15 protein-coding genes are annotated in these 19,198 nt (G+C 70.9%); 3 read left to right on the top strand and 12 right to left on the bottom strand.

Annotated features, from left to right (window positions below):
* Positions 1 to 262: 262 nt before the first annotated feature.
* The 9 genes from ACFRMQ_RS21055 to ACFRMQ_RS21015 form a co-directional block, all read right to left on the bottom strand.
* A complete protein-coding gene (locus ACFRMQ_RS21055; RefSeq protein ID WP_380732032.1) occupies positions 263 to 1,786 on the bottom strand; it encodes a CoA-acylating methylmalonate-semialdehyde dehydrogenase in 1,524 nt (507 codons plus the stop codon).
* 223 nt (positions 1,787 to 2,009) lie between these two features.
* On the bottom strand, positions 2,010 to 2,810 hold the full coding sequence (locus ACFRMQ_RS21050) for a nucleotidyl transferase AbiEii/AbiGii toxin family protein (RefSeq protein ID WP_380732031.1): 801 nt from the start codon (positions 2,808 to 2,810) through the stop codon (positions 2,010 to 2,012).
* Positions 2,811 to 2,932: 122 nt separating this feature from the next.
* Positions 2,933 to 3,364: a bifunctional DNA primase/polymerase gene (locus ACFRMQ_RS21045; protein WP_380732030.1), complete on the bottom strand. Its 432-nt coding sequence runs from the start codon at positions 3,362 to 3,364 to the stop codon at positions 2,933 to 2,935.
* A gap of 184 nt (positions 3,365 to 3,548) precedes the next feature.
* Positions 3,549 to 4,943 (bottom strand): NAD(P)/FAD-dependent oxidoreductase, encoded by a 1,395-nt coding sequence (locus ACFRMQ_RS21040; protein WP_380732029.1) that lies wholly within the window; start codon positions 4,941 to 4,943, stop codon positions 3,549 to 3,551.
* 63 nt (positions 4,944 to 5,006) lie between these two features.
* Positions 5,007 to 5,801: an ABC transporter permease gene (locus ACFRMQ_RS21035; protein ID WP_380732028.1), complete on the bottom strand. Its 795-nt coding sequence runs from the start codon at positions 5,799 to 5,801 to the stop codon at positions 5,007 to 5,009.
* An 8-nt stretch (positions 5,802 to 5,809) separates the two neighbouring features.
* Complete coding sequence (locus ACFRMQ_RS21030) at positions 5,810 to 6,754, bottom strand: ABC transporter permease (protein WP_380732027.1); 945 nt, start codon at positions 6,752 to 6,754, stop codon at positions 5,810 to 5,812.
* Positions 6,751 to 7,893: an ABC transporter ATP-binding protein gene (locus ACFRMQ_RS21025; RefSeq protein WP_380732026.1), complete on the bottom strand. Its 1,143-nt coding sequence runs from the start codon at positions 7,891 to 7,893 to the stop codon at positions 6,751 to 6,753. The genes ACFRMQ_RS21030 and ACFRMQ_RS21025 overlap by 4 nt, the downstream gene beginning before the upstream one ends.
* A gap of 40 nt (positions 7,894 to 7,933) precedes the next feature.
* Positions 7,934 to 9,184, bottom strand: a complete 1,251-nt coding sequence (locus ACFRMQ_RS21020) for a spermidine/putrescine ABC transporter substrate-binding protein (protein WP_380732025.1) — start codon at positions 9,182 to 9,184, stop codon at positions 7,934 to 7,936.
* Between the two features lie 56 nt (positions 9,185 to 9,240).
* Positions 9,241 to 10,752 (bottom strand): gamma-aminobutyraldehyde dehydrogenase, encoded by a 1,512-nt coding sequence (locus tag ACFRMQ_RS21015; RefSeq protein ID WP_380732024.1) that lies wholly within the window; start codon positions 10,750 to 10,752, stop codon positions 9,241 to 9,243.
* 180 nt (positions 10,753 to 10,932) lie between these two features.
* On the opposite strand from ACFRMQ_RS21015, the gene ACFRMQ_RS21010 reads away from it, so the two are divergent.
* Complete coding sequence (locus ACFRMQ_RS21010) at positions 10,933 to 12,636, top strand: PucR family transcriptional regulator (RefSeq protein ID WP_380732023.1); 1,704 nt, start codon at positions 10,933 to 10,935, stop codon at positions 12,634 to 12,636.
* Between the two features lie 9 nt (positions 12,637 to 12,645).
* On the opposite strand, the gene ACFRMQ_RS21005 is transcribed toward ACFRMQ_RS21010, so the two are convergent.
* From ACFRMQ_RS21005 to ACFRMQ_RS20995, 3 genes are all read right to left on the bottom strand, one after another.
* Positions 12,646 to 13,848, bottom strand: a complete 1,203-nt coding sequence (locus ACFRMQ_RS21005) for a spermidine/putrescine ABC transporter substrate-binding protein (protein WP_380732022.1) — start codon at positions 13,846 to 13,848, stop codon at positions 12,646 to 12,648.
* 67 nt (positions 13,849 to 13,915) lie between these two features.
* Complete coding sequence (locus ACFRMQ_RS21000; RefSeq protein ID WP_380732021.1) at positions 13,916 to 15,274, bottom strand: aspartate aminotransferase family protein; 1,359 nt, start codon at positions 15,272 to 15,274, stop codon at positions 13,916 to 13,918.
* A 265-nt stretch (positions 15,275 to 15,539) separates the two neighbouring features.
* On the bottom strand, positions 15,540 to 17,033 hold the full coding sequence (locus ACFRMQ_RS20995; RefSeq protein WP_380732020.1) for a gamma-aminobutyraldehyde dehydrogenase: 1,494 nt from the start codon (positions 17,031 to 17,033) through the stop codon (positions 15,540 to 15,542).
* A 251-nt stretch (positions 17,034 to 17,284) separates the two neighbouring features.
* Between ACFRMQ_RS20995 and ACFRMQ_RS20990 the strand changes: the two genes are divergently transcribed.
* Positions 17,285 to 17,758 (top strand): Lrp/AsnC family transcriptional regulator, encoded by a 474-nt coding sequence (locus tag ACFRMQ_RS20990; RefSeq protein WP_030243538.1) that lies wholly within the window; start codon positions 17,285 to 17,287, stop codon positions 17,756 to 17,758.
* Positions 17,755 to 19,149: an aspartate aminotransferase family protein gene (locus tag ACFRMQ_RS20985; RefSeq protein ID WP_049651897.1), complete on the top strand. Its 1,395-nt coding sequence runs from the start codon at positions 17,755 to 17,757 to the stop codon at positions 19,147 to 19,149. The genes ACFRMQ_RS20990 and ACFRMQ_RS20985 overlap by 4 nt, the downstream gene beginning before the upstream one ends.
* Positions 19,150 to 19,198 lie beyond the last annotated feature (49 nt).

Raw genomic sequence — 19,198 nt, 5'->3', positions numbered from 1 at the left:
CGAATCCGGCCGCAATCCGATAAAACGAACACGCCGAATAAGCGCCAAGCCGTGACGCGAAAAAGCGAAACGACCGGCACGAACCGGAAGTGGTGATTCACAGGATTGGCTACCCCGGGACCGTCCGCGCGGATGCGTGTCCGGTGCTCCCTGCCAGGCAGCTCGAAGAACTGTACGCGCTTCGGCCACCGGATGCAAACGACGTGCGAAGAGGGCCGGCCGGACCCCGGGGGGAGGGGTCCGGCCGGTGGAGCCTCACGGCTCAGCTGTTGGTGGGGAAGCCCAGGTTGATGCCCCCGTGCGACGGGTCCAGCCAGCGCTGGGTCACGGCCTTGCCCCGGGTGAAGAACTGCACGCCGTCCGGACCGTACGCGTGGGCGTCGCCGAACAGCGAGGCCTTCCAGCCGCCGAAGGAGTAGTAGGCGACCGGGACCGGGATCGGCACGTTGATGCCGACCATGCCGACCTCCACCTCGAACTGGAAGCGCCGGGCCGCGCCGCCGTCGTTGGTGAAGAGGGCGGTGCCGTTGCCGTACGGGTTGGCATTGATCAGCGCCAGGCCCTCCTCGTAGGAGGCGACGCGGACCACCGAGAGGACCGGGCCGAAGATCTCGTCGTTGTAGACCGACATGCCGGGCTTCACGTGGTCGAACAGCGTGGGGCCGAGCCAGAAGCCGTCCGCCGTCGGCGAGCCGTTCTTGTCCTCGGCGGTGACCGGGTGCTTGCGGCCGTCCACGGCGAGCTCGGCGCCGTCGGCGACACCGGACTCCACGTAGGAGGTGACCTTGTCACGGTGCTGACCAGTGACCAGCGGGCCCATCTCGGAGTCGCCGTTGCAGCCGGGGCCGACCTTCAGGGTGGCCACCCGCTCCTTGATCTTCTCGACCAGCTCGTCGCCGATCGGGTCGACCGCGACCAGCACGGACACCGCCATGCAGCGCTCGCCGGCAGCGCCGAAGCCGGCGTTGACAGCTGCGTCGGCGGCGAGGTCGAGGTCGGCGTCCGGCAGGACCAGCATGTGGTTCTTGGCGCCGCCCAGGGCCTGCACGCGCTTGCCGTAGCGGGTGCCGGTCTCGTAGACGTAGCGGGCGATCGGAGTGGAGCCGACGAAGCTGACGGACTTGACGTCCGGGTGCTCCAGCAGGCGGTCGACGGCCACCTTGTCGCCGTGCACGACGTTGAAGACGCCGTCCGGCAGACCGGCCTCCTTCCACAGCTCGGCGAGGAAGTTGGCGGCGGACGGGTCCTTCTCCGAGGGCTTCAGCACCACGGTGTTGCCGGCCGCGATGGCGATCGGGAAGAACCACATCGGCACCATGGCCGGGAAGTTGAACGGCGAGATGATCGCGACCGGCCCGAGCGGCTGGCGGATCGAGTAGACGTCGACGCCGGTCGAGGCCTGCTCGGTGAAGCCGCCCTTGATCAGCTGCGGGATGCCGCAGGCGTACTCCACGACCTCCAGGCCGCGGGCGATCTCGCCCAGGGCGTCGGAGTGCACCTTGCCGTGCTCCGCCACGATGATCGAGGCCAGCTCGTCGCGGCGGGCGTTCAGCAGCTCGCGGAAGGCGAAGAGCACCGTCGTCCGCTTGGCGATCGAGGCGGTGCGCCACTCGGCGAAGGCCGAGGCGGCGGCGGCGACCGCCTGGTCGACCTCGGCGATCTCGGCGAAGTCGACCTGGCCGGCGGTCTGACCGGTGGCCGGGTCGAAGACGTCGCCGCGTCGGGGGGCCGCACCGGCGGTGGCGACCGGCTTGCCGTCGATCCAGTGAATGATGTGCTTGCTCAAGGTCCGTCTGCCTCCGAAGTCCCGGGCGGCGTCCTGCCACCGGTCCGGTCTGGCGCCGCCCGCGGCTTGGGCCGGGCGACGGAAGATCACGGGGCTACCGCGCTCGCTTTCCAGTCTGGTGGCCGCCGCGGCCCGGCTCAACGAGCAGGCTGACGGGGATCGGCGAACCAGCCTTACAGGTCGTCCGGTCACTCCCTCGAACGGGTGACGCGAGAGGCCGGCCTCAGGACTCCTCGTCCTCCAGGTAGGGGTCGTGCAGCCCGTCCGCCGCCTCCTGGGTCTCCAGCAGGTCCAGCCGCAGGTCCTGCGCCCACGCCAGCGCCCATCGCTTCAGCTCGTCCACCTCGCCGGCCGGGACGCCCCGGGCACGGAACCGTCCGTCCGCCGCCTCGGCGAGCGTCTCCAGCCGCTCGGCCAGCGCCGTGGGCTGGAAGTCCGGGTCCAGTTCCCCCGCCAGTGCGAGCAGTTCCCCCTCCCGGTAACAACGGGTGAGGGCACGCACGTCGATCAGGTCGCGCGGCATGCCCCGGTCCACGAGCAGTGCGGTGGTCAGCGCGGCCGCGTCCTCCAGGGCGACGACCGGCAGCACCATCGGCGGCTCGCCCGGCACATCCGGCCCGTCCGGCACATCCGGCCCGTCCGGCCCGGGCGCACCGAAGTCGAGCCGGACCGGGCGGTGCCCCAGCGGCTCCTTGCGCAGTTCCACCGAGTGCGACCGCCCGCCCAGCGCCAGCCGCACGGTGAGCTGTTCCAGCCGCGGGGTGCCCGGCCGCTCGACGGCCCCGCCGCCCGCCGCCCGGTAGGCCTCGCCGAGTGCCACGGCCACCTCGGGCAGGTCGGCGCCGCCGGTCACCAGGGTGAGCCCGTCCTGCGGGCAGGCCCCGACCCCGTGGGCCCGCAGGGCGTGCCCACCGGCCAGGGCGAGGCCGTACCGGTCGCAGACGGATGCGGCGAGGGCGGCCAGGCGCAGCTGGGCGGGGCCGGGGCGGAGGGACGCGTCGACGGCGTGCGGGACGGTGGTCACGCCTCCAGTCTGACGCGACCACCCGCGCCGCGCGCCCCTCCGCCGGGCCGGCCCAGCCCCTCTCCCCCACGCCCCTCCGCCGGGCCCCGGAGCGGGCTTGGCCGCCGCCGGACGTCACGGGCTCACCAGTCGCCGAGCCCCGCCGCCGCCTCGTGCAGGGCGAGCTCCAGCAGGACCAGGTCGTTGAGCCGCCCGGAGCCGTCGGGCGGGACCAGCCAGCGCACGGCCCGGCTGGCCCGTTCGGGGTGCGGGAGGACGATCCAGGTGCCCTTGCCCGCGCTGCGCACGCCGGTGCCGATCCAGCGGGCGGAGGTGCCGACCGGCACCAGGAAGCTGACGTACTCGCCTCCGGAGTCGGTGAGGACGGGCCCCCGGGTGCGTGGGTCCAGGACCCCCAGGGCCGGGCGCCCGAGCCGTCCGGGGACGGCCAGGACGTCCCAGCGGCGGCCGGCCGGCAGCGGCATCAGGCCCAGCCCGGTGCGCTCCCACCGTTCCCGGAAGGTGTCCGGGTCCGGTGCCGCCTGCGCGAGCCAGTGCAGTCCGGTGTTCTCCATGTCGTGTCCCCGCTTCTCGCCGTTCGTACTGTTCGGACACGGCAGGAAGACCGGGACCCGCCGTCACCAGGGAGAGGCGGACGGCGGGTCCCTCTTACACGGGTCGCGCTCATGCGGTCGCATTTCATGCGCCCGCGTTTCCTGCGTTCGCGCTCATGCGCTCGCGCTCATGCGGGCCGCGAGGTCAGCTGTCGAAGCCCAGCCCCATCCGGTCCAGGGTGCGCAGCCAGAGGTTGCGGTGCCCCCCGTTGCGGTCGGCCCGTTCCAGCGACCGGGTGGTGAGCTCGATCCCGGCCCAGCGCACCGGTTCGGGCGGGAACGGCAGCGGCTTGCTGCGCACCATGTCCAGCGAGGTGCGTTCGGTGCGCTCGCCGGCGAGCAGGTCGAGCATCACCTCGGCCCCGAAGCGGGTGGCGCCGACGCCGAGCCCGGTGTAGCCGACGGCGTACGCGACCTTGCCCCGGTACCCGGTGTCGAAGAAGGCCGAGAACCGGCTGCAGGTGTCGATCGCGCCGCCCCAGGCGTTGGTGAAGCGCAGCCCCTCCAGCTGCGGGAAGCAGCGGAAGAAGTGGTTGGCCAGGGTGCGGAAGGTCTCCGGCCGCTGGTCGTACTCGTGCCGGACGTGGCCGCCGAAGTGGTAGACCGCGTCGTAGCCGCCCCAGAGGACGCGGTTGTCGGCGGAGAGCCGGAAGTAGTGGAACTTGTTGGCGCTGTCGCCGAGGCCCTGCCGCCCGCGCCAGCCGATCGAGGCGAGCTGTTCCTCGCTGAGCGGCTCGGTCATCAGCGCGTAGTCGTACACCGGGACGATGTACGGGCGGACCCGCTTGAGCAGGGACGGGAACGCGTTGGTGCCGAGCGCGACCTTGCGGGCGAGCACCCGGCCGTACGGGGTGCGGACGGCCATGCCGCTGCCGTGCTCCCGCAGGTCGGTGGCCCGGGTGTGTTCGAAGATCCGCACGCCCTGGCTCAGGCAGGCGTCCTTGAGGCCCCAGGCGAGCTTGGCGGGGTGGACCATCGCCACGCCCTCCTTGTCCCAGAGGCCGCCGAGGAAGGTAGGCGAGTCCACTTCGGCGCGCATCTGGTCGGCGTCCAGGACGGTGATGTCGAAGCCGTACCGTTGGACGGCCTCGGCGATCTCGTGGAGTTCCTCGACCTGGTGGGGCTGGGTGGCGACGTCGATCTCGCCGGTGCGCTCCCACTCGGCGTCGATGCCGTGGCGCTTCAGGGTGGCCTCGATGCCGTCGAGGTTGGCGGCACCGAGGCGTTCCAGCTGGGCCAGTTCGGACGGCCAGCGGTCCAGGCCGTTGCCGAAGCCGTGGGTGAGGCTGGCCGCACAGAATCCGCCGTTGCGCCCGGACGCGGCCCACCCGACCTCGTTGCCCTCGACCAGCACGACGTCCAGCGAGGGGTCGCGCTCCTTGGCGATGAGGGCGGTCCACAGGCCGGAGTAGCCGCCGCCGACGACCAGCAGGTCGCAGGTGGTGTCGCCGACCAGCGCGGGCAGTGCCGCCGGCCGGCCGGGATCCTCCAGCCAGAAGGGGGTGGGCCTGGCGTCACTGAGTGCGCGGGCGGAGTCCATGCATTATCAGCCACTTTCTACGGATAGTTGATGGTCGTACGTTCCACCGCTGTCGACCGTACGTCAGGCGGTGGCCTTGCGACGGTTGCCCAGCCACTGGCCGCCGACGGTCAGCACGACGGCGGCGAGGAACATCGCGGTGCCGATGACGTTCACCTGCACCGGGATGCCGCGCTGCGAGGCGCCCCAGACGAACATCGGGAAGGTGACCGTGGTCGGGCCCGAGTTGAACTGGGTGATGATGAAGTCGTCGAAGGAGAGGGCGAAGCTGAGCAGCGCGCCCGCCGCGATGCCGGGCGCCGCCAGCGGCAGGGTGACCCTCAGGAAGGTCTGGAGGGGGGTCGCGTAGAGGTCCTGGGCGGCCTGTTCGAGCCTCGGGTCCATGCTCATCACGCGTGCCTTGACCGCCGTCACCACGAAGCTGAGGCAGAACATGATGTGCGCGATGAGGATGGTGGTGAAGCCGAACGGGATGCGCATGTTGAGGAAGAGCGTCCCGAGCGAGGCGGCCATGACCACCTCGGGCATCGCCATCGGCAGGAAGATCATCGCACTGGTGGCGGAGCGGCCTCGGAAGCGGTAACGGGCCAGCGCGAAGGCGACCATGGTGCCGAGCACGGTGGCGCCGAGGGTGGCGAGCACCGCGATCCGCAGGCTGAGCGAGAGCGACTGGCACATGCCCGCCACCCCGCAGGGGTTGGTCCAGGCGTCGGTGGAGAACTCGTTCCACTCGTAGTTGAACTTGCCGGTCGGCTTGTTGAAGGAGAAGGCCAGCACGACCAGGTTGGGCAGCACCAGGTAGGCGAGGGCCAGCAGGCCGGCCAGCACCACCAGGTGGGCTCGGATCCACTTGGACATCCGGGACATCAGACCAGATCCTCCGTCCCGGCCTTGCGCATGTAGACCGTCACCATGCCCAGGATCAGGGCCATCAGGATGAAGCTCAGCGCGGCCGCCGTGGGGTAGTCGAGCACGTTCAGGAACTGCTTCTGGATGCCGTTGCCGACCATCTGCTCGCTCGGCGAGCCCAGCAGCTGGGCGTTGATGTAGTCGCCGGAGGCCGGGATGAAGGTCAGCAGGGTGCCCGCGACCACGCCCGGCAGCGAGATCGGGAAGGTGACCTTGCGGAAGGTGGTGAACGGCCGGGCGTAGAGGTCGCCGGCCGCCTCGTGCAGGCGCGGGTCGATCCGCTCCAGCGAGGTGTACAGCGGCAGGATCATGAACGGCAGGAAGTTGTAGGTCAGGCCGCAGACCACGGCGAGCGGCGTGGCCAGCACCCGGTCGCCGTCGGTGAGGCCCAGCAGGTTGGTGACGTCCAGGACGTGCAGCGCGTTCAGCGCGCCGACCACCGGGCCGCCGTCGGACAGGATGGTCTTCCAGGCCAGCGTGCGGATCAGGAAGCTGGTGAAGAACGGCGCGATGACCAGGATCAGGACGACGTTGCGCCAGCGCTTGCTCGCCTTGAAGGCGATCGTGTACGCGAGCGGGTAGCCGATGGCCAGGCAGAGCACGGTGGCGACGGCCGCGTAGGAGAACGAGCGCAGGAAGTGCCACTTGTACTCGGCCAGGGCGTCCCAGTAGGTCGAGAAGTGCCAGGTGACCTTGAAGCCCTGTTCGAGCGAGCCGGTCTGCAACGAGGTCGAGCCCTGGTAGAGCATCGGGACGGCGAAGAAGACCACCAGCCAGGCGATGCCGGGCAGTAGCAGCCAGTACGGGGTGAGCTTGCGCCGGGGCTTCGGGGCCGGTTCCCGCGACGGGCTGCTGTCAGGGGGTGGGGCCTGGGGCGGCGCGGCCGGGGTGGTGGTGGTCACGCGGCCTCCTCCGTGGTGCCCGCGTCGATCGCCTGCGCGGCGTCCAGGGCGAAGGAGTGCGCCGGGTTCCAGTGCAGCAGGACGTCGGCGCCGGGGACGATCCGGGCGTCGCGCTCCATGTTCTGCTCGAAGACGGTGACCTCCTGGCCCCCGTCGGTGCGCACCACGTACTGGGTGGAGACCCCGATGAAGCTGGAGTCGAGCACGGTGCCGGCCAGCTTGTTGCGGCCGTCAGCGACCTGTTCGGAGGCGTGGGTGATGGTGATCTTCTCCGGGCGCACGCCCAGGTGGACGCGCTTGGCGTCGGTGGCGCAGCGGGCCCTGGGCACGGCGAGCCGGGCGCCGGCCGCGCTGAGCAGCAGGTCGCCGCCGTCGGTGCCGGTGACCTCGGCGGGCAGCAGGTTGGACTGGCCGAGGAAGTTGGCCACGAAGGTGGTGGCGGGGTTCTCGTACAGCTCGGCGGGCGCGCCCAGCTGCTCGACCCGGCCGCCGTTCATCACCGCGATGGTGTCGGCCATGGTCATGGCCTCCTCCTGGTCGTGGGTGACGTGCACGAAGGTGATCCCGACCTCGGTCTGGATCCGCTTGAGCTCCAGCTGCATCTGGCGGCGGAGCTTGAGGTCGAGCGCGCCCAGCGGCTCGTCCAGGAGGAGCACCTGGGGGTGGTTGATCAGCGCGCGGGCGACCGCGACGCGCTGCTGCTGGCCGCCGGAGAGCTGGTGCGGCTTGCGCCGGGCGTACTGGCCGAGTTCGACCAGTTCCAGCATCTCGTCGACCTGCCTCTTGACGTCTTTCCTGCCGCGCCGGCGCAGGCCGAAGGCGACGTTCTCGAAGATGTCCAGGTGCGGGAAGAGCGCGTAGCTCTGGAAGACGGTGTTCACCGGCCGCTTGTACGGGGGCAGGGCGGTGACGTCCTGGCCGCCGATCAGGACGGTGCCGGAGGTGGGCTCCTCCAGGCCGGCGATCATGCGCAGGGTGGTGGTCTTGCCGCAGCCGGAGGCGCCGAGCAGGGCGAAGAAGGAGCCCTGCGGGACGGTCAGGTCGAGCGGGTGGACGGCGGTGAAGGAGCCGTAGGTCTTGCCTATGCCGGTGAGCCGGACGTCGCCGCCGACGGCCGCGGCGCGCTGCTGGTCTGTCATGGGGTGGTGTCTTCCTGGGATTGGCTGCCGGGAGGTGGGGTCAGGCGCCGATGAGCTTGGAGAACTTCTGCTCGAAGTCGCTCTCCTCGCTCTCCGAGAGCGTGCGGAACACGTGCGCCTTGACCGCCATCTCGGGGGTGGGTACGACCAGCGGGTTGGCCGCGGTGTCCGGGGCGATGCCCGCGAGCTCGTCCTTCATCCCGGTGACGGCGGAGACGAAGCCGATGCCCGCGACCAGCTGCGCCGCGATCTTCGGCTGATAGTAGAAGTCGATCAGCTTCTCCGCGTTCGTCTTGTGCCGCGCCTTGGCCGGGACCAGCATGTTGTCGGTCGAGGCGATGTAGCCCTTCTCCGGGATGACGAACTCGATGTCCGGGTTGTCGGCGCGCAGCTGGATCAGGTCGCCGCCCCAGGCGACGCAGGCCGCGATGTCGCCGGCCGAGAGCTCCTGGCCGTAGTCGTTGCCGGTGAAGCGGCGGATCTGCTTGCTGTCGACAGCCTTCTGGAGCCGGGCGACCGCGCCGTCGTAGTCGTCCGCGGTGAACCTCTCGGTGCCCTTGCCCTGGTCCAGCAGGACCATCCCGATGCTGTCGCGCATCTCGGAGAGGAAGGTCACCCGGCCCTTGAGGTCGGGGTCGTCCAGCAGCTGGGAGACGCTGGTGACCTCCTTGCCCTTCGTCGCCTTCCGGTTGTAGGCGATGACGGTCTGGATGCCCGCCCACGGGTAGGAGTACAGCCGGCCCGGGTCCCAGTCGGGGGCGCGGAAGCGCGCCTCGATGGTGGTGATCGCGGTGGTGACGTTCGCCGGGTCGAGCTTCTGCGCCCAGCCGAAGCGGATCAGCCGGGCGGCCATCCAGTCGGTGAGCACCATCAGGTCGCGGCCGGTGTCCTGGCCGGAGGCCAGCTGCGGCTTGACCTTGCCGAAGAACTCGACGTTGTCGTTGACGTCCTCGTTGTACTTCACCTTGATGCCGGTGGCCGCGGTGAAGGCGTCCAGGGTGCCGTGCTTCTCCTTGTCCTTCTCGTCCGTGTCCACGTACAGCGGCCAGTTGGAGAAGTTGACCTCCTTCTGCGTCTCCGAGAGGTCCGGAGCGGCGTTCGCGGTCGAGTCGCCGGTCGCCCGGGGGGCCGCCGGGATGCCGCAGGCCGCCAGGGTGCCCGCTCCGGCGGTCAGGGCGGCGGCGCGCAGCAGGGTGCGGCGGCCGAGCGCCGCCCGACCACTCGTCAGGCTGCGTTCCCAGGCCCTGCGGACCGGTTCGGGCAGACCGTCGGTGAGCTCGTTGAACGCCATGGAACGGGCCTCCTGGGGGAGATGGGGTGTGGGGGCACCCGGGTGGGCCGAGGGGGTTATCTGTCTCCGAAGACGGTGCGGTGCCAGTCCTTGCGGGCCACCGCGGTGGTGTCGAACATGACGTGCTTGACCTGGGTGTACTCGTCCAGCGAGTACTGGGACATGTCCTTGCCGTAACCGGACGCCTTGTAGCCGCCGTGCGGCATCTCGCTGATGATCGGGATGTGGTCGTTGACCCAGACGCAGCCGGCCGCGATCTCCCGGGTGGCGCGCAGCGAGCGGTGCACGTTGCTCGTCCAGGCGGAGGCGGCCAGCCCGTACGGGGTGTCGTTGGCCAGCCGCAGGCCCTCGTCGTCGCCGTCGAAGGCCAGCACGGCCAGGACCGGCCCGAAGATCTCGCCCTGCACGACCTCGCTGTCCTGGGCCGCGCCGGTGATCAGGGTGGGCGGGTAGTACGCGCCCCGGGTGAGGTCGGTGCCGTCGTGGCCCTTCTCCGGGACCAGGCCGCCGGTGACCACGGTGGCGTACGAGCGGGCGCGCTCCACGAAGCCGGCCACCCGGTCCCGGTGGGCGTGGGAGACCATCGGTCCGAGGTCGGTCCGCGGGTTCAGCGGGTCGCCGATCCGGATCGCCGCGTACAGCTCGGCCACCCCGGCGACGAAGGCGTCGTACAGCGGGCGCTGGACGTAGGCGCGGGTGGCGGCGGTGCAGTCCTGACCGCCGTTGATCAGCGAGGCGGCGACCACGCCGTGCACGGCGGCGTCCAGGTCGGCGTCGTCGAAGACCACGAACGGGGCCTTGCCGCCGAGTTCCAGGTGGGTGCGCTTGACGCTCGCGGTGGCGATCTCGGCGACCCGCTTGCCGACGCCGGTGGAACCGGTGAAGGAGACCATCGCGACGTCCGGGTGCCCGACCAGGTGCTCGCCCGCGGTGCGCCCGGCGCCGGTGACCACGTTGACCACGCCGTCCGGGATGCCCGCGGCGGTGCAGGCCCGGGCGAACATCAGCGAGGTCAGCGGGGTCAGCTCGGCCGGCTTGAGGACGATGGTGTTGCCCGCGGCGATCGCCGGGAGGATCTTCCAGGCGGCCATCTGCAGCGGGTAGTTCCACGGCGAGATCGAGCCGACCACGCCCACCGCCTCGCGCCGCACGTACGAGGTGTGGTCGCCGGAGTACTCGCCGGCCGCCTTGCCCTCCAGGTTGCGGGCGGCGCCGGCGAAGAAGGCGGCGTTGTCGATGGTGCCGGGGACGTCGAACTCGGTGGCCAGCTTGACCGGCTTGCCGGTCTGCGAGGTCTCCACCCGGGCCAGGTCGTCGGCCGCCCCGGCCAGCACGGCGGCCAGCCGGGTGAGCGCCTCGGAGCGGGCGCCGGGGGTGGCCGAGGACCAGCCGGGCAGCGCGGCCTTCGCGGCGGCGACGGCGGCGTCCACGTCCTCGGGGCCGGCCAGGGCGATCCGCTCGACCACGCTGCCGTCGGCGGGGTTGACGACCTGGAAGGGTTCGCCGCTCCCCCGGGTCAGGCGGCCCGCGATGTACTGCGCGCCCGGGGCGAAGTCGGTCAGGTCCATCTGGTTCCTCCAAGTGCCGTGGTTCGACCGCTGCGGGGTGAGGCGTCCGCGCCGGGGGTCTGCGGTCCCGCTGACCTTGCCCGGTGCGGGGTTGGGGTGACAAGGGTCACTCCGACAGTCTCGGCACGAAGGGCCTTACAGGGTGCAAGGGTGCGGGCAGGGCGACAGGTCGTCATCACGATGGATGATTTACCTGACACCCTGATCACCCTGATCGCCCGGAGGCCCGCGATGCTCCCCACCGTCGCCCGAATCCTCGACCTGGACGTGATGCGGCGCGGCCTGCCCCAGGTCGTGGCCGGCGCCGACCACCTGGAGCGGCCGGTCCGCTGGGTGCACGTCAGCGAGCTGCCCGACGTCGCCGGGATGCTCCGCGGCGGCGAGCTGGTGCTGACCACCGGCATCGCGCTGCCCGAGGATCGGGAGGGCCTGGCCCGCTACGTCCACGAGCTGGACGAGGTCGGGGTGGCGGGCCTGGTCGTCGAGTTCGGGCGGCGCTACTTCGACTCGCTCCCCCGCGCCCTGGTCAACGCCGCCGAGCAGCGCGGGCTGCCGCTGATCACGCTCCGCCGCGAGCTGCGCTTCGTCGCCGTCACCGAGGCCGTGCACGCGCTGGTCGTCAACGCCCAGCTGGAGCAGCTGCGCGCCTCCGAGTCCGTCCACCAGGTCTTCAACGAGCTGGTGGTGGAGGGCGCCGAGGCGCCCGAGGTGATCCGCCAGGTGGCCCGGATGGCGGGCTCGCCCGTCGTCCTGGAGAACCTGGCCCACCAGGTGCTCGCCCACGACACCGCCGGGCGCTCGGAGTCCGAGGTGCTGGAGGACTGGGAGCGCCGCTCCCGCGGGGTCCGGCCGGCCGGGCGCACCGGCCACGACCCGCGCAGCGGCTGGCTGGTCACCACCGTCGGCGCCCGCGGCCAGGACTGGGGCCGGCTGGTGCTGGTCCAGGAGCCCGGCCCGCTGCCCGAGGGCGAGGCCCATCCGCACACCATGCTGCTGGAGCGCGGCGCCTCCGCGCTGGCGCTCAACCGGCTGGTGGTGCGCGACCGGGAGAGCCTGGAGCGGCAGACCCACCGCACCCTGCTCTCGGGCATCCTCACCCACGCGCTGACCGTCTCCGAGGCGGCGCTGCGCGCCCAGGCCCTCGGCGTCCCGCTGGAGGGCCGCCGGCTGGTCGGCGTGGTGCTGCGCCAGCGACGCGGGCCGATCCCGGCCGCGCTGGAGGCGCAGGCCCGGCTGCGCGACTTCACCGAGCTGGCGGCCGGCGCGGTCCGGGCCTGCCGGCTGACCGCCCTGGTCGGCGCGCTGGACGACGAGGCCGTCGGCCTGCTGATCGCGCTCGGCACCCAGCAGGACGAGCACGCCTCACTGGACGCCCTCTCCGCCGCGCTGCGCCGGATGTCGGCCGAGTCCGGCCGGGAGGGCACCGACCCGGCGGGCCCGGTGGTCGCGGTCGGCTCCTCGGTCGGCTCGGTGCGCGACGCCCGGCGCACCCTGCTGGAGGCCACCCAGGTCGCCGACGCCGCCCTGCACGACGCGCCCGGCGGCCGCAGCTCCTCCTACTACCGCCTGCCGGACGTCCGGCTGCGCGGCCTGCTCCACCTGCTGCGCGACGACGCCCGGCTGCAGACGTACGTGGAAAGGGAGTTGGGCCCGCTGCTGGCCCACGACGCCGAGCACAACGGCCAGTTGGTGCGGATGCTGCGGATCTACCTGGAGCAGGGCCGCAACAAGTCGGCCGCGGCGGACGCCGCGCACCTGTCCCGGCCCTCCTTCTACGACCGGCTGCACAAGGTCGAACGCATCCTCGGCGTCGACCTCGACCAGGTGGAGTCCTGCCTCTCCCTGCACGTGGCGCTGCTCGCGCTGGACGCGGTGCGACGCTGAGCCCGTGCCTCACACCCCGGTGATGCGGCCCCAGACCTTGTGCAACTCCGGCCGCTCGGCAGAGGTGACGTCGCGCATGGTGTGCAGCCGCTCGCGCATCTCGTCGGTCGGGAACACCAGCGGGTTCTCGGCGAGTTCGGCCTTCTCCTTGTCCCCGCTGGCGGCCAGCACCTCGCGGGCGGCCGGCACCGGGCAGATGTACTGGACGAACGCGGCGAGTTCGGCGGCCACCTCGGGCCGGTAGTAGTAGTCGACCAGCAGCTCGGCGTTGCGCTTGTGGGCGGCCCGGTTGGGGATCATCAGGCTCTCCGCCCACAGCTCGCCGCCCTCCTCGGGCACCACGAACTCGATGTCCGGGTTCTCGGCGGTGAGTTGGACGGCGTCGCCGGAGTAGGCCTGGCAGGCGAGCGCCGCGCCGGAGGCGAGGTCGCTGGTGTAGTCGTTGCCGGTGAAGCGCCGGACGTGGCCGCTGTCCACCGACTTCTGGACCAGGTCCATCGCCTTGCGGGCGTCGTCGTCGCCGAAGTTCGCGATGTCCGCGCCCTGGGAGAGCATCAGCAGCCCGAGGGCCTCGTCCAGCCCGGCGAACAGCGTGACCCGGCCCTTGAGGTCGGGCGCCCACAGGTCGGCGGTGGACTTGATCTCCCGGCCGAGCGCCTTGCGGTTGTAGGCGATGCCGGTGATCCCGGACTGCCACGGCACGCTGCGCCTGCGCCCGGGGTCGAAGGCCGGGTCGGCGAGCTGCGGGTCCAGGTTGGCGGTGACGTTGGGCAGGTTGGCCCGGTCCATGGCCTGCACCCAGCCCAGCGAGACGTACCGGCCGGCCATCCAGTCGCTGATCACCATCAGGTCCCGGCCGGGGGCGGCGCCCTGGGTGAGCACCGGGCTGATCTTGCCGAAGAACTCGTCGTTGTCGTTGATGTCCTCGGTGTAGGTGACCGCGACGCCGCTCTCCGCGCTGAACGCGTCCAGGGTCGGCCGCCCGCCCGCGTCGTCGGTGTCGATGTACTGCGTCCAGTTGGAGAAGGCGAGCCGCTTGTCGCCCTCCGAGCGGTCCGGCGCCGAACGGCGGTCCTCGTCCACGTACGCGGACGGGATGCCGCAGCCGGTCAGCGTGCCGGCGCCGAGCAGCGCGACCCCGCCGAGCACGGACCGGCGGCGGAACGACGGGGAGTCGACGGGACGGCGGGTCAGGGTGGAGCTTCTGGGCATGAGCGGCCTTCCGGAGCGTGGGACGGCCCCGGGCACACGAGTGCACGGGGCCGTCCTGGTAGGTACGTCAGACAGTGTGCGCGTCGGTCAGCGACAGCACCTCGTCCAGCACCGCGAGGCCGGTCTTGGCCTCCTCCTCGGTGACGGTGCACGGCGGGACGACGTGGAAGCGGTTCATGTTGACGAACGGCCAGAGCCCGCGCTGCTTGCAGGCGGCGGCCAGCTCGGCCATCGGCGCGTTGTCGGCGCCGGCCGCGTTGTAGGGCACCAGCGGCTCGCGGGTCTCCCGGTCCTTCACCAGGTCGAGCGCCCAGAACACGCCGAGGCCGCGGACCTCGCCGATCGACGGGTGCCGCTCGGCCAGCTCGCGCAGACCGGGGCCGAGCACGGTCTCGCCGATGTGCCTGGCGTTCTCGACGATGCCCTCCTCCGCCATGGTGCCGATGGTCGCCACCGCGGAGGCGCAGGCCAGCGGGTGGCCGGAGTAGGTGAGCCCGCCGGGGAAGGCCCGCTCGGCGAAGGTGGCCGCGATCTCGGCGCTGATCGCCACGCCGCCCAGCGGCACGTAGCCCGAGTTGACGCCCTTGGCGAAGGTGAGCAGGTCCGGGGTGACGCCCCAGTGGTCGGCGGCGAACCACTCGCCGGTGCGGCCGAAGCCGGCCATCACCTCGTCCAGGATGAACACGATCCCGTAGCGGTCGCAGATCTCCCGCACCCCGGCCAGGTAGCCGGCCGGCGGGACCAGGACGCCCGCGGTGCCGACCACCGTCTCCAGGATGACCGCCGCGACGGTGCCGGGCCCCTCGAACGCGATCACCTGCTCCAGGTGCTCCAGCGCGCGCTCGCACTCCTGTGCCTCGTTCTCGGCGTGGAAGTTGGTGCGGTATGGGTACGGCCCCCAGAAGTGCACCACTCCGGAGACCCCGGTCTCGTTGGCCCAGCGCCGCGGGTCGCCGGTGAGGGCGATCGCGTTGGCGGTGGCGCCGTGGTACGAGCGGTAGGTGGACAGCACCTTCTGGCGGCCGGTGTGCAGCCGGGCCAGCCGGATGGCGTTCTCGTTGGCCTCGGCTCCGCCGTTGGTGAAGAAGATCTTGTCCAGGTCGCCGGGGGTGCGCTCGGCGATCAGCCGGGCGGCCTCGCTGCGCGACTCGACCGCGAAGCCGGGCGCGATGGTGCAGAGCTTCGCCGCCTGCTCCTGGATCGCGGCGACCACCTTCGGGTGCTGGTGCCCGATGTTGGTGTTGACCAGCTGCGACGAGAAGTCGAGGTAGCGGTTGCCGTCGTAGTCCCAGAAGTACGAGCCCTCGGCGCCGGCCACCGCGAGGGGGTCGATCAGCGCCTGGGCGGACCACGAGTGGAAGACGTGCGCGCGGTCGGCGGCCTTGACGGCCTGGCCGGCGGCTGAGTCAGCGGTGGGGATGCTCATGCCGGTAAGGCTAGGACGGCCCGTACCCGATGGGCAGTTCCATCGTGTCAGCCGGTCGCGCCAACCGCCGACAGGATGCAAAGACACAGGGCCCGGGTCGAGAAGACCCGGGCCCATGGTCAGTTCACCTGACTTTTTAAAGTGATCAGATCGCGGTCATTCCGCGCTCGATGGTCACGACCCGCTCAGATCGCGGTCATTCCGCGCTGGATGGTCACGACCCGCTCAGATCGCGGTCATTCCGCGCTGGATGGTCACGACCCGCTCAGATCGCGGTCATGACGTGCTTCACGCGGGTGTAGTCCTCGAAGCCGTACGCCGACAGGTCCTTGCCGTAGCCGGACTTCTTGAAGCCACCGTGCGGCATCTCGGCGACCAGCGGGATGTGGGTGTTGATCCAGACGCAGCCGAAGTCCAGGCGGCGCGACATCCGCATGGCGCGGGCGTGGTCCTTGGTCCACACCGAGGAGGCCAGCGCGAACTCGACGCCGTTGGCGTACTCGACGGCCTGGTCCTCGTCGGAGAACTTCTGCACGGTGATGACCGGGCCGAAGACCTCGTTCTGGATGATCTCGTCATCCTGGTTCAGGCCGGAGACGACGGTCGGGGCGTAGAAGTAGCCCTGGTCGCCGACCCGGTGGCCACCGGCCTCGACCTTGGCGTGGGCGGGCAGCCGCTCGATGAAGCCGGAGACCTGCTTCAGCTGGTTGGCGTTGTTCAGCGGGCCGTAGAGCACGTCCTCGTCGTCGACGCCGCCGGTCTTGGTCTCGGCCGCGGCCTTGGCCAGCGCCTCGACGAAGGCGTCGTGGATCGACTCGTGCACCAGCACGCGGGTGGCGGCGGTACAGTCCTGGCCCGCGTTGAAGTAGCCCGCCACCGAGATGCCCTCGACGGCCTCGGCGATGTCGGCGTCCTCGAAGACCACGACCGGGGCCTTGCCGCCCAGCTCCAGGTGGACGCGCTTGACGTCCTTGGAGGCCGACTCGGCGACCGAGATGCCGGCGCGGACCGAGCCGGTGATGGAGGCCATCGCCGGGGTCTTGTGCTCGACCATCAGCTTGCCGGTCTCGCGGTCGCCGCAGATGACGTTGAAGACGCCGGCCGGCAGCTCCATGTCCTTGAGGATGCCGCCGATGATCTCGGCCAGCAGCACGGTGGAGGCCGGGGTGGTGTCGGAGGGCTTCAGCACGACGGCGTTGCCCGCGGCGATGGCCGGGGCGAACTTCCAGACGGCCATCATCATCGGGTAGTTCCACGGCGCGACCTGGGCGCAGACGCCGACCGGCTCGCGGCGGATGATCGAGGTCATCCCGTCCATGTACTCACCGGCGGCCTTGCCCTCCAGCAGGCGGGCGGCACCGGCGAAGAAGCGGATCTGGTCCACCATCGGGCCGATCTCCTCGGAGAGGGTCAGCGCGCGGGGCTTGCCGGTGTTGCGGACCTCGGTGTCGACGATCTCGTCGGCACGGGCCTCGACGGCGTCGGCGATCTTGAGCAGCAGCTTCTGCCGGGTGCTCGGGGTGGAGTCGCGCCAGACCGGGAACGCGGCGGCGGCGGAGGTCATCGCGGCGTCCACGTCAGCGGCACCGGACAGCGGCGACGTCGCGTAGACCTCGCCGGTGGTCGGGTCGACGATGTCGAGCGTGCGGCCGTCAGCCGCGTCGACGAACTCACCGTTGATGTAGTTGCGCAGCGTGCGAAGGTCGCTCACGGATCTCTCCTCGGTCTGGGCCTGCGGCGTTGCAGATTCCGGCGCCATGGTACGTCGGACCAACCGGCGTACGAAGGGTCCCGAGTGGCCGGGCCCGGGACGGCGCGGTCCACTGGTGGCGGTACGCGCGCCGCCCCTCGGGGTTCGCGCGCGTACCGTGCCAGGGTAACCACACGACTGCTGGTATCGACAGGTCGAGTGCGCTTGGGCAATGAAATCCGCATGCGATTTCCAAGATCACGACGAAATCAGCAGTTTCCGAGCTTGCGAACGTAGAAGCGATCAGGCACAGTGGCCGCGTGGCCAACCGCGACCGGAACGCCAGCGTTCCCCTCGACGCCGCCTCCAAGGCGATCATCGAGCAGCTCCAGGAGGACGGGCGTCGCCCGTACGCCGCCATCGGCAAGGCCGTCGGCCTGTCCGAGGCAGCCGTGCGGCAGCGCGTCCAGAAGCTGCTCGACCAGGGCGTGATGCAGATCGTCGCCGTCACGGACCCGCTCACCGTCGGTTTCACCCGCCAGGCGATGGTCGGAATCCGGGTCGAGGGCGACATCGAGCCCGTCGCCGACGCGTTGGCCGCCCTCGACGAGGTCGACTACGTCGTCTGCACCGCAGGCTCGTTCGACCTCCTGGCCGAACTGGTCTGCGAGGACGACGAGCACCTGCTCGAACTGATCAACAAGCGCATCCGCGCCCTTCCCGGCGTGCGGAGCACCGAGAGCTTCGTTTACCTGAAGCTCCGGAAACAGACCTACACCTGGGGCACCCGATGACAGCCGACCCGGCGCAGAAGGACCTTTCCAAGACCGCCTACGACCACCTGTGGATGCACTTCACCCGCATGTCGTCGTACGAGAACTCCCCCGTGCCGACGATCGTCAAGGGCGAGGGCACCTACGTCTGGGACGACAAGGGACGCAAGTACCTCGACGGCCTCGCCGGCCTGTTCGTCGTCCAGGCCGGCCACGGCCGTGAGGAGCTCGCCGAGGCCGCCGCCAAGCAGGCCAAGGAGCTCGCCTTCTTCCCGGTGTGGAGCTACGCCCACCCGAAGGCCGTCGAGCTGGCCGAGCGCCTGGCCAACTACGCCCCGGGCGACCTGAACAAGGTCTTCTTCTCCACCGGTGGCGGCGAGGCCGTCGAGACCGCCTGGAAGCTCGCCAAGCAGTACTTCAAGCTGACCGGCAAGCCGACCAAGTACAAGGTCATCTCGCGCGCCGTCGCCTACCACGGCACCCCCCAGGGCGCCCTGTCGATCACCGGCCTGCCGGGCCTGAAGGCCCCGTTCGAGCCGCTGGTGCCGGGCACCCACAAGGCCCCGAACACCAACATCTACCGCGCCCCGGCCTTCCTCGAGGGCCCCGACGGCACGGTCGACCCCGAGGCCTACGGCCGCTGGTGCGCCGACGAGATCGAGGTGGCCATCCTCAACGAGGGCGCCGAGACCGTCGCCGCCGTCTTCGTCGAGCCGGTCCAGAACGCCGGTGGCTGCTTCCCGCCGCCGCCCGGGTACTTCCAGCGCCTGCGCGAGATCTGCGACCGCCACGACGTGCTGCTGGTCTCGGACGAGGTCATCTGCGCCTTCGGCCGCCTGGGCACCATGTTCGGCGCCGACAAGTTCGGCTACCAGCCCGACATGATCACCTGCGCCAAGGGCATGACCTCGGGCTACTCCCCGATCGGCGCCACGATCATCTCGGACCGCCTGGCCGAGCCGTTCTACAAGGGTGACAACACCTTCCTGCACGGCTACACCTTCGGTGGCCACCCGGTCTCCTCCGCGGTGGCGCTGGCCAACCTCGACATCTTCGAGCGCGAGGGCCTGAACCAGCACGTGCTCGACAACGAGTCGGCGTTCCTGGGCACCCTGGACAAGCTGCGCGACCTGCCGATCGTCGGCGACGTCCGCGGCAACGGGTACTTCTACGGCATCGAGCTCGTGAAGGACAAGGTCACCAAGGAGTCGTTCAACGACGAAGAGGTCGAGCGCGTCCTCTACGGCTTCCTGTCGAAGGCCCTCTTCGACAACGGCCTGTACTGCCGCGCCGACGACCGTGGCGACCCGGTCATCCAGCTGGCCCCGCCGCTGATCTCCGACCAGTCGACCTTCGACGAGATCGAGCAGATCCTGCGGACCAGCCTGACCGACGCGTGGGCGAAGATCTGATCCCCTGAGCCTTCTTCCCCACCCTCCGCCGAAGGGCGGCCCCGCTCCC

Source organism: Kitasatospora sp. NPDC056783 (genome assembly GCF_042789895.1).
In the GTDB taxonomy this organism is placed as follows: Bacteria; Actinomycetota; Actinomycetes; order Streptomycetales; family Streptomycetaceae; genus Kitasatospora.
Note: the sequence above shows the minus strand (reverse complement) of the source record. Positions and strands in the feature narration are given on the sequence as shown.

What these genes read in the sequence shown, in the direction of transcription:
- ACFRMQ_RS21045 (WP_380732030.1), bottom strand. Translation starts at nt 3,364, where the DNA reads ATGGAGAACACCGGACTGCACTGGCTCGCGCAGGCGGCACCGGACCCG.
- ACFRMQ_RS21040 (WP_380732029.1), bottom strand. Translation starts at nt 4,943, where the DNA reads ATGGACTCCGCCCGCGCACTCAGTGACGCCAGGCCCACCCCCTTCTGG.
- ACFRMQ_RS21035 (WP_380732028.1), bottom strand. Translation starts at nt 5,801, where the DNA reads ATGTCCAAGTGGATCCGAGCCCACCTGGTGGTGCTGGCCGGCCTGCTG.
- ACFRMQ_RS21025 (WP_380732026.1), bottom strand. Translation starts at nt 7,893, where the DNA reads ATGACAGACCAGCAGCGCGCCGCGGCCGTCGGCGGCGACGTCCGGCTC.
- ACFRMQ_RS21020 (WP_380732025.1), bottom strand. Translation starts at nt 9,184, where the DNA reads ATGGCGTTCAACGAGCTCACCGACGGTCTGCCCGAACCGGTCCGCAGG.
- ACFRMQ_RS21015 (WP_380732024.1), bottom strand. Translation starts at nt 10,752, where the DNA reads ATGGACCTGACCGACTTCGCCCCGGGCGCGCAGTACATCGCGGGCCGC.
- ACFRMQ_RS21010 (WP_380732023.1), top strand. Translation starts at nt 10,933, where the DNA reads ATGGATGATTTACCTGACACCCTGATCACCCTGATCGCCCGGAGGCCC.
- ACFRMQ_RS21005 (WP_380732022.1), bottom strand. Translation starts at nt 13,848, where the DNA reads ATGCCCAGAAGCTCCACCCTGACCCGCCGTCCCGTCGACTCCCCGTCG.
- ACFRMQ_RS21000 (WP_380732021.1), bottom strand. Translation starts at nt 15,274, where the DNA reads ATGAGCATCCCCACCGCTGACTCAGCCGCCGGCCAGGCCGTCAAGGCC.
- ACFRMQ_RS20995 (WP_380732020.1), bottom strand. Translation starts at nt 17,033, where the DNA reads ATGGCGCCGGAATCTGCAACGCCGCAGGCCCAGACCGAGGAGAGATCC.
- ACFRMQ_RS20985 (WP_049651897.1), top strand. Translation starts at nt 17,755, where the DNA reads ATGACAGCCGACCCGGCGCAGAAGGACCTTTCCAAGACCGCCTACGAC.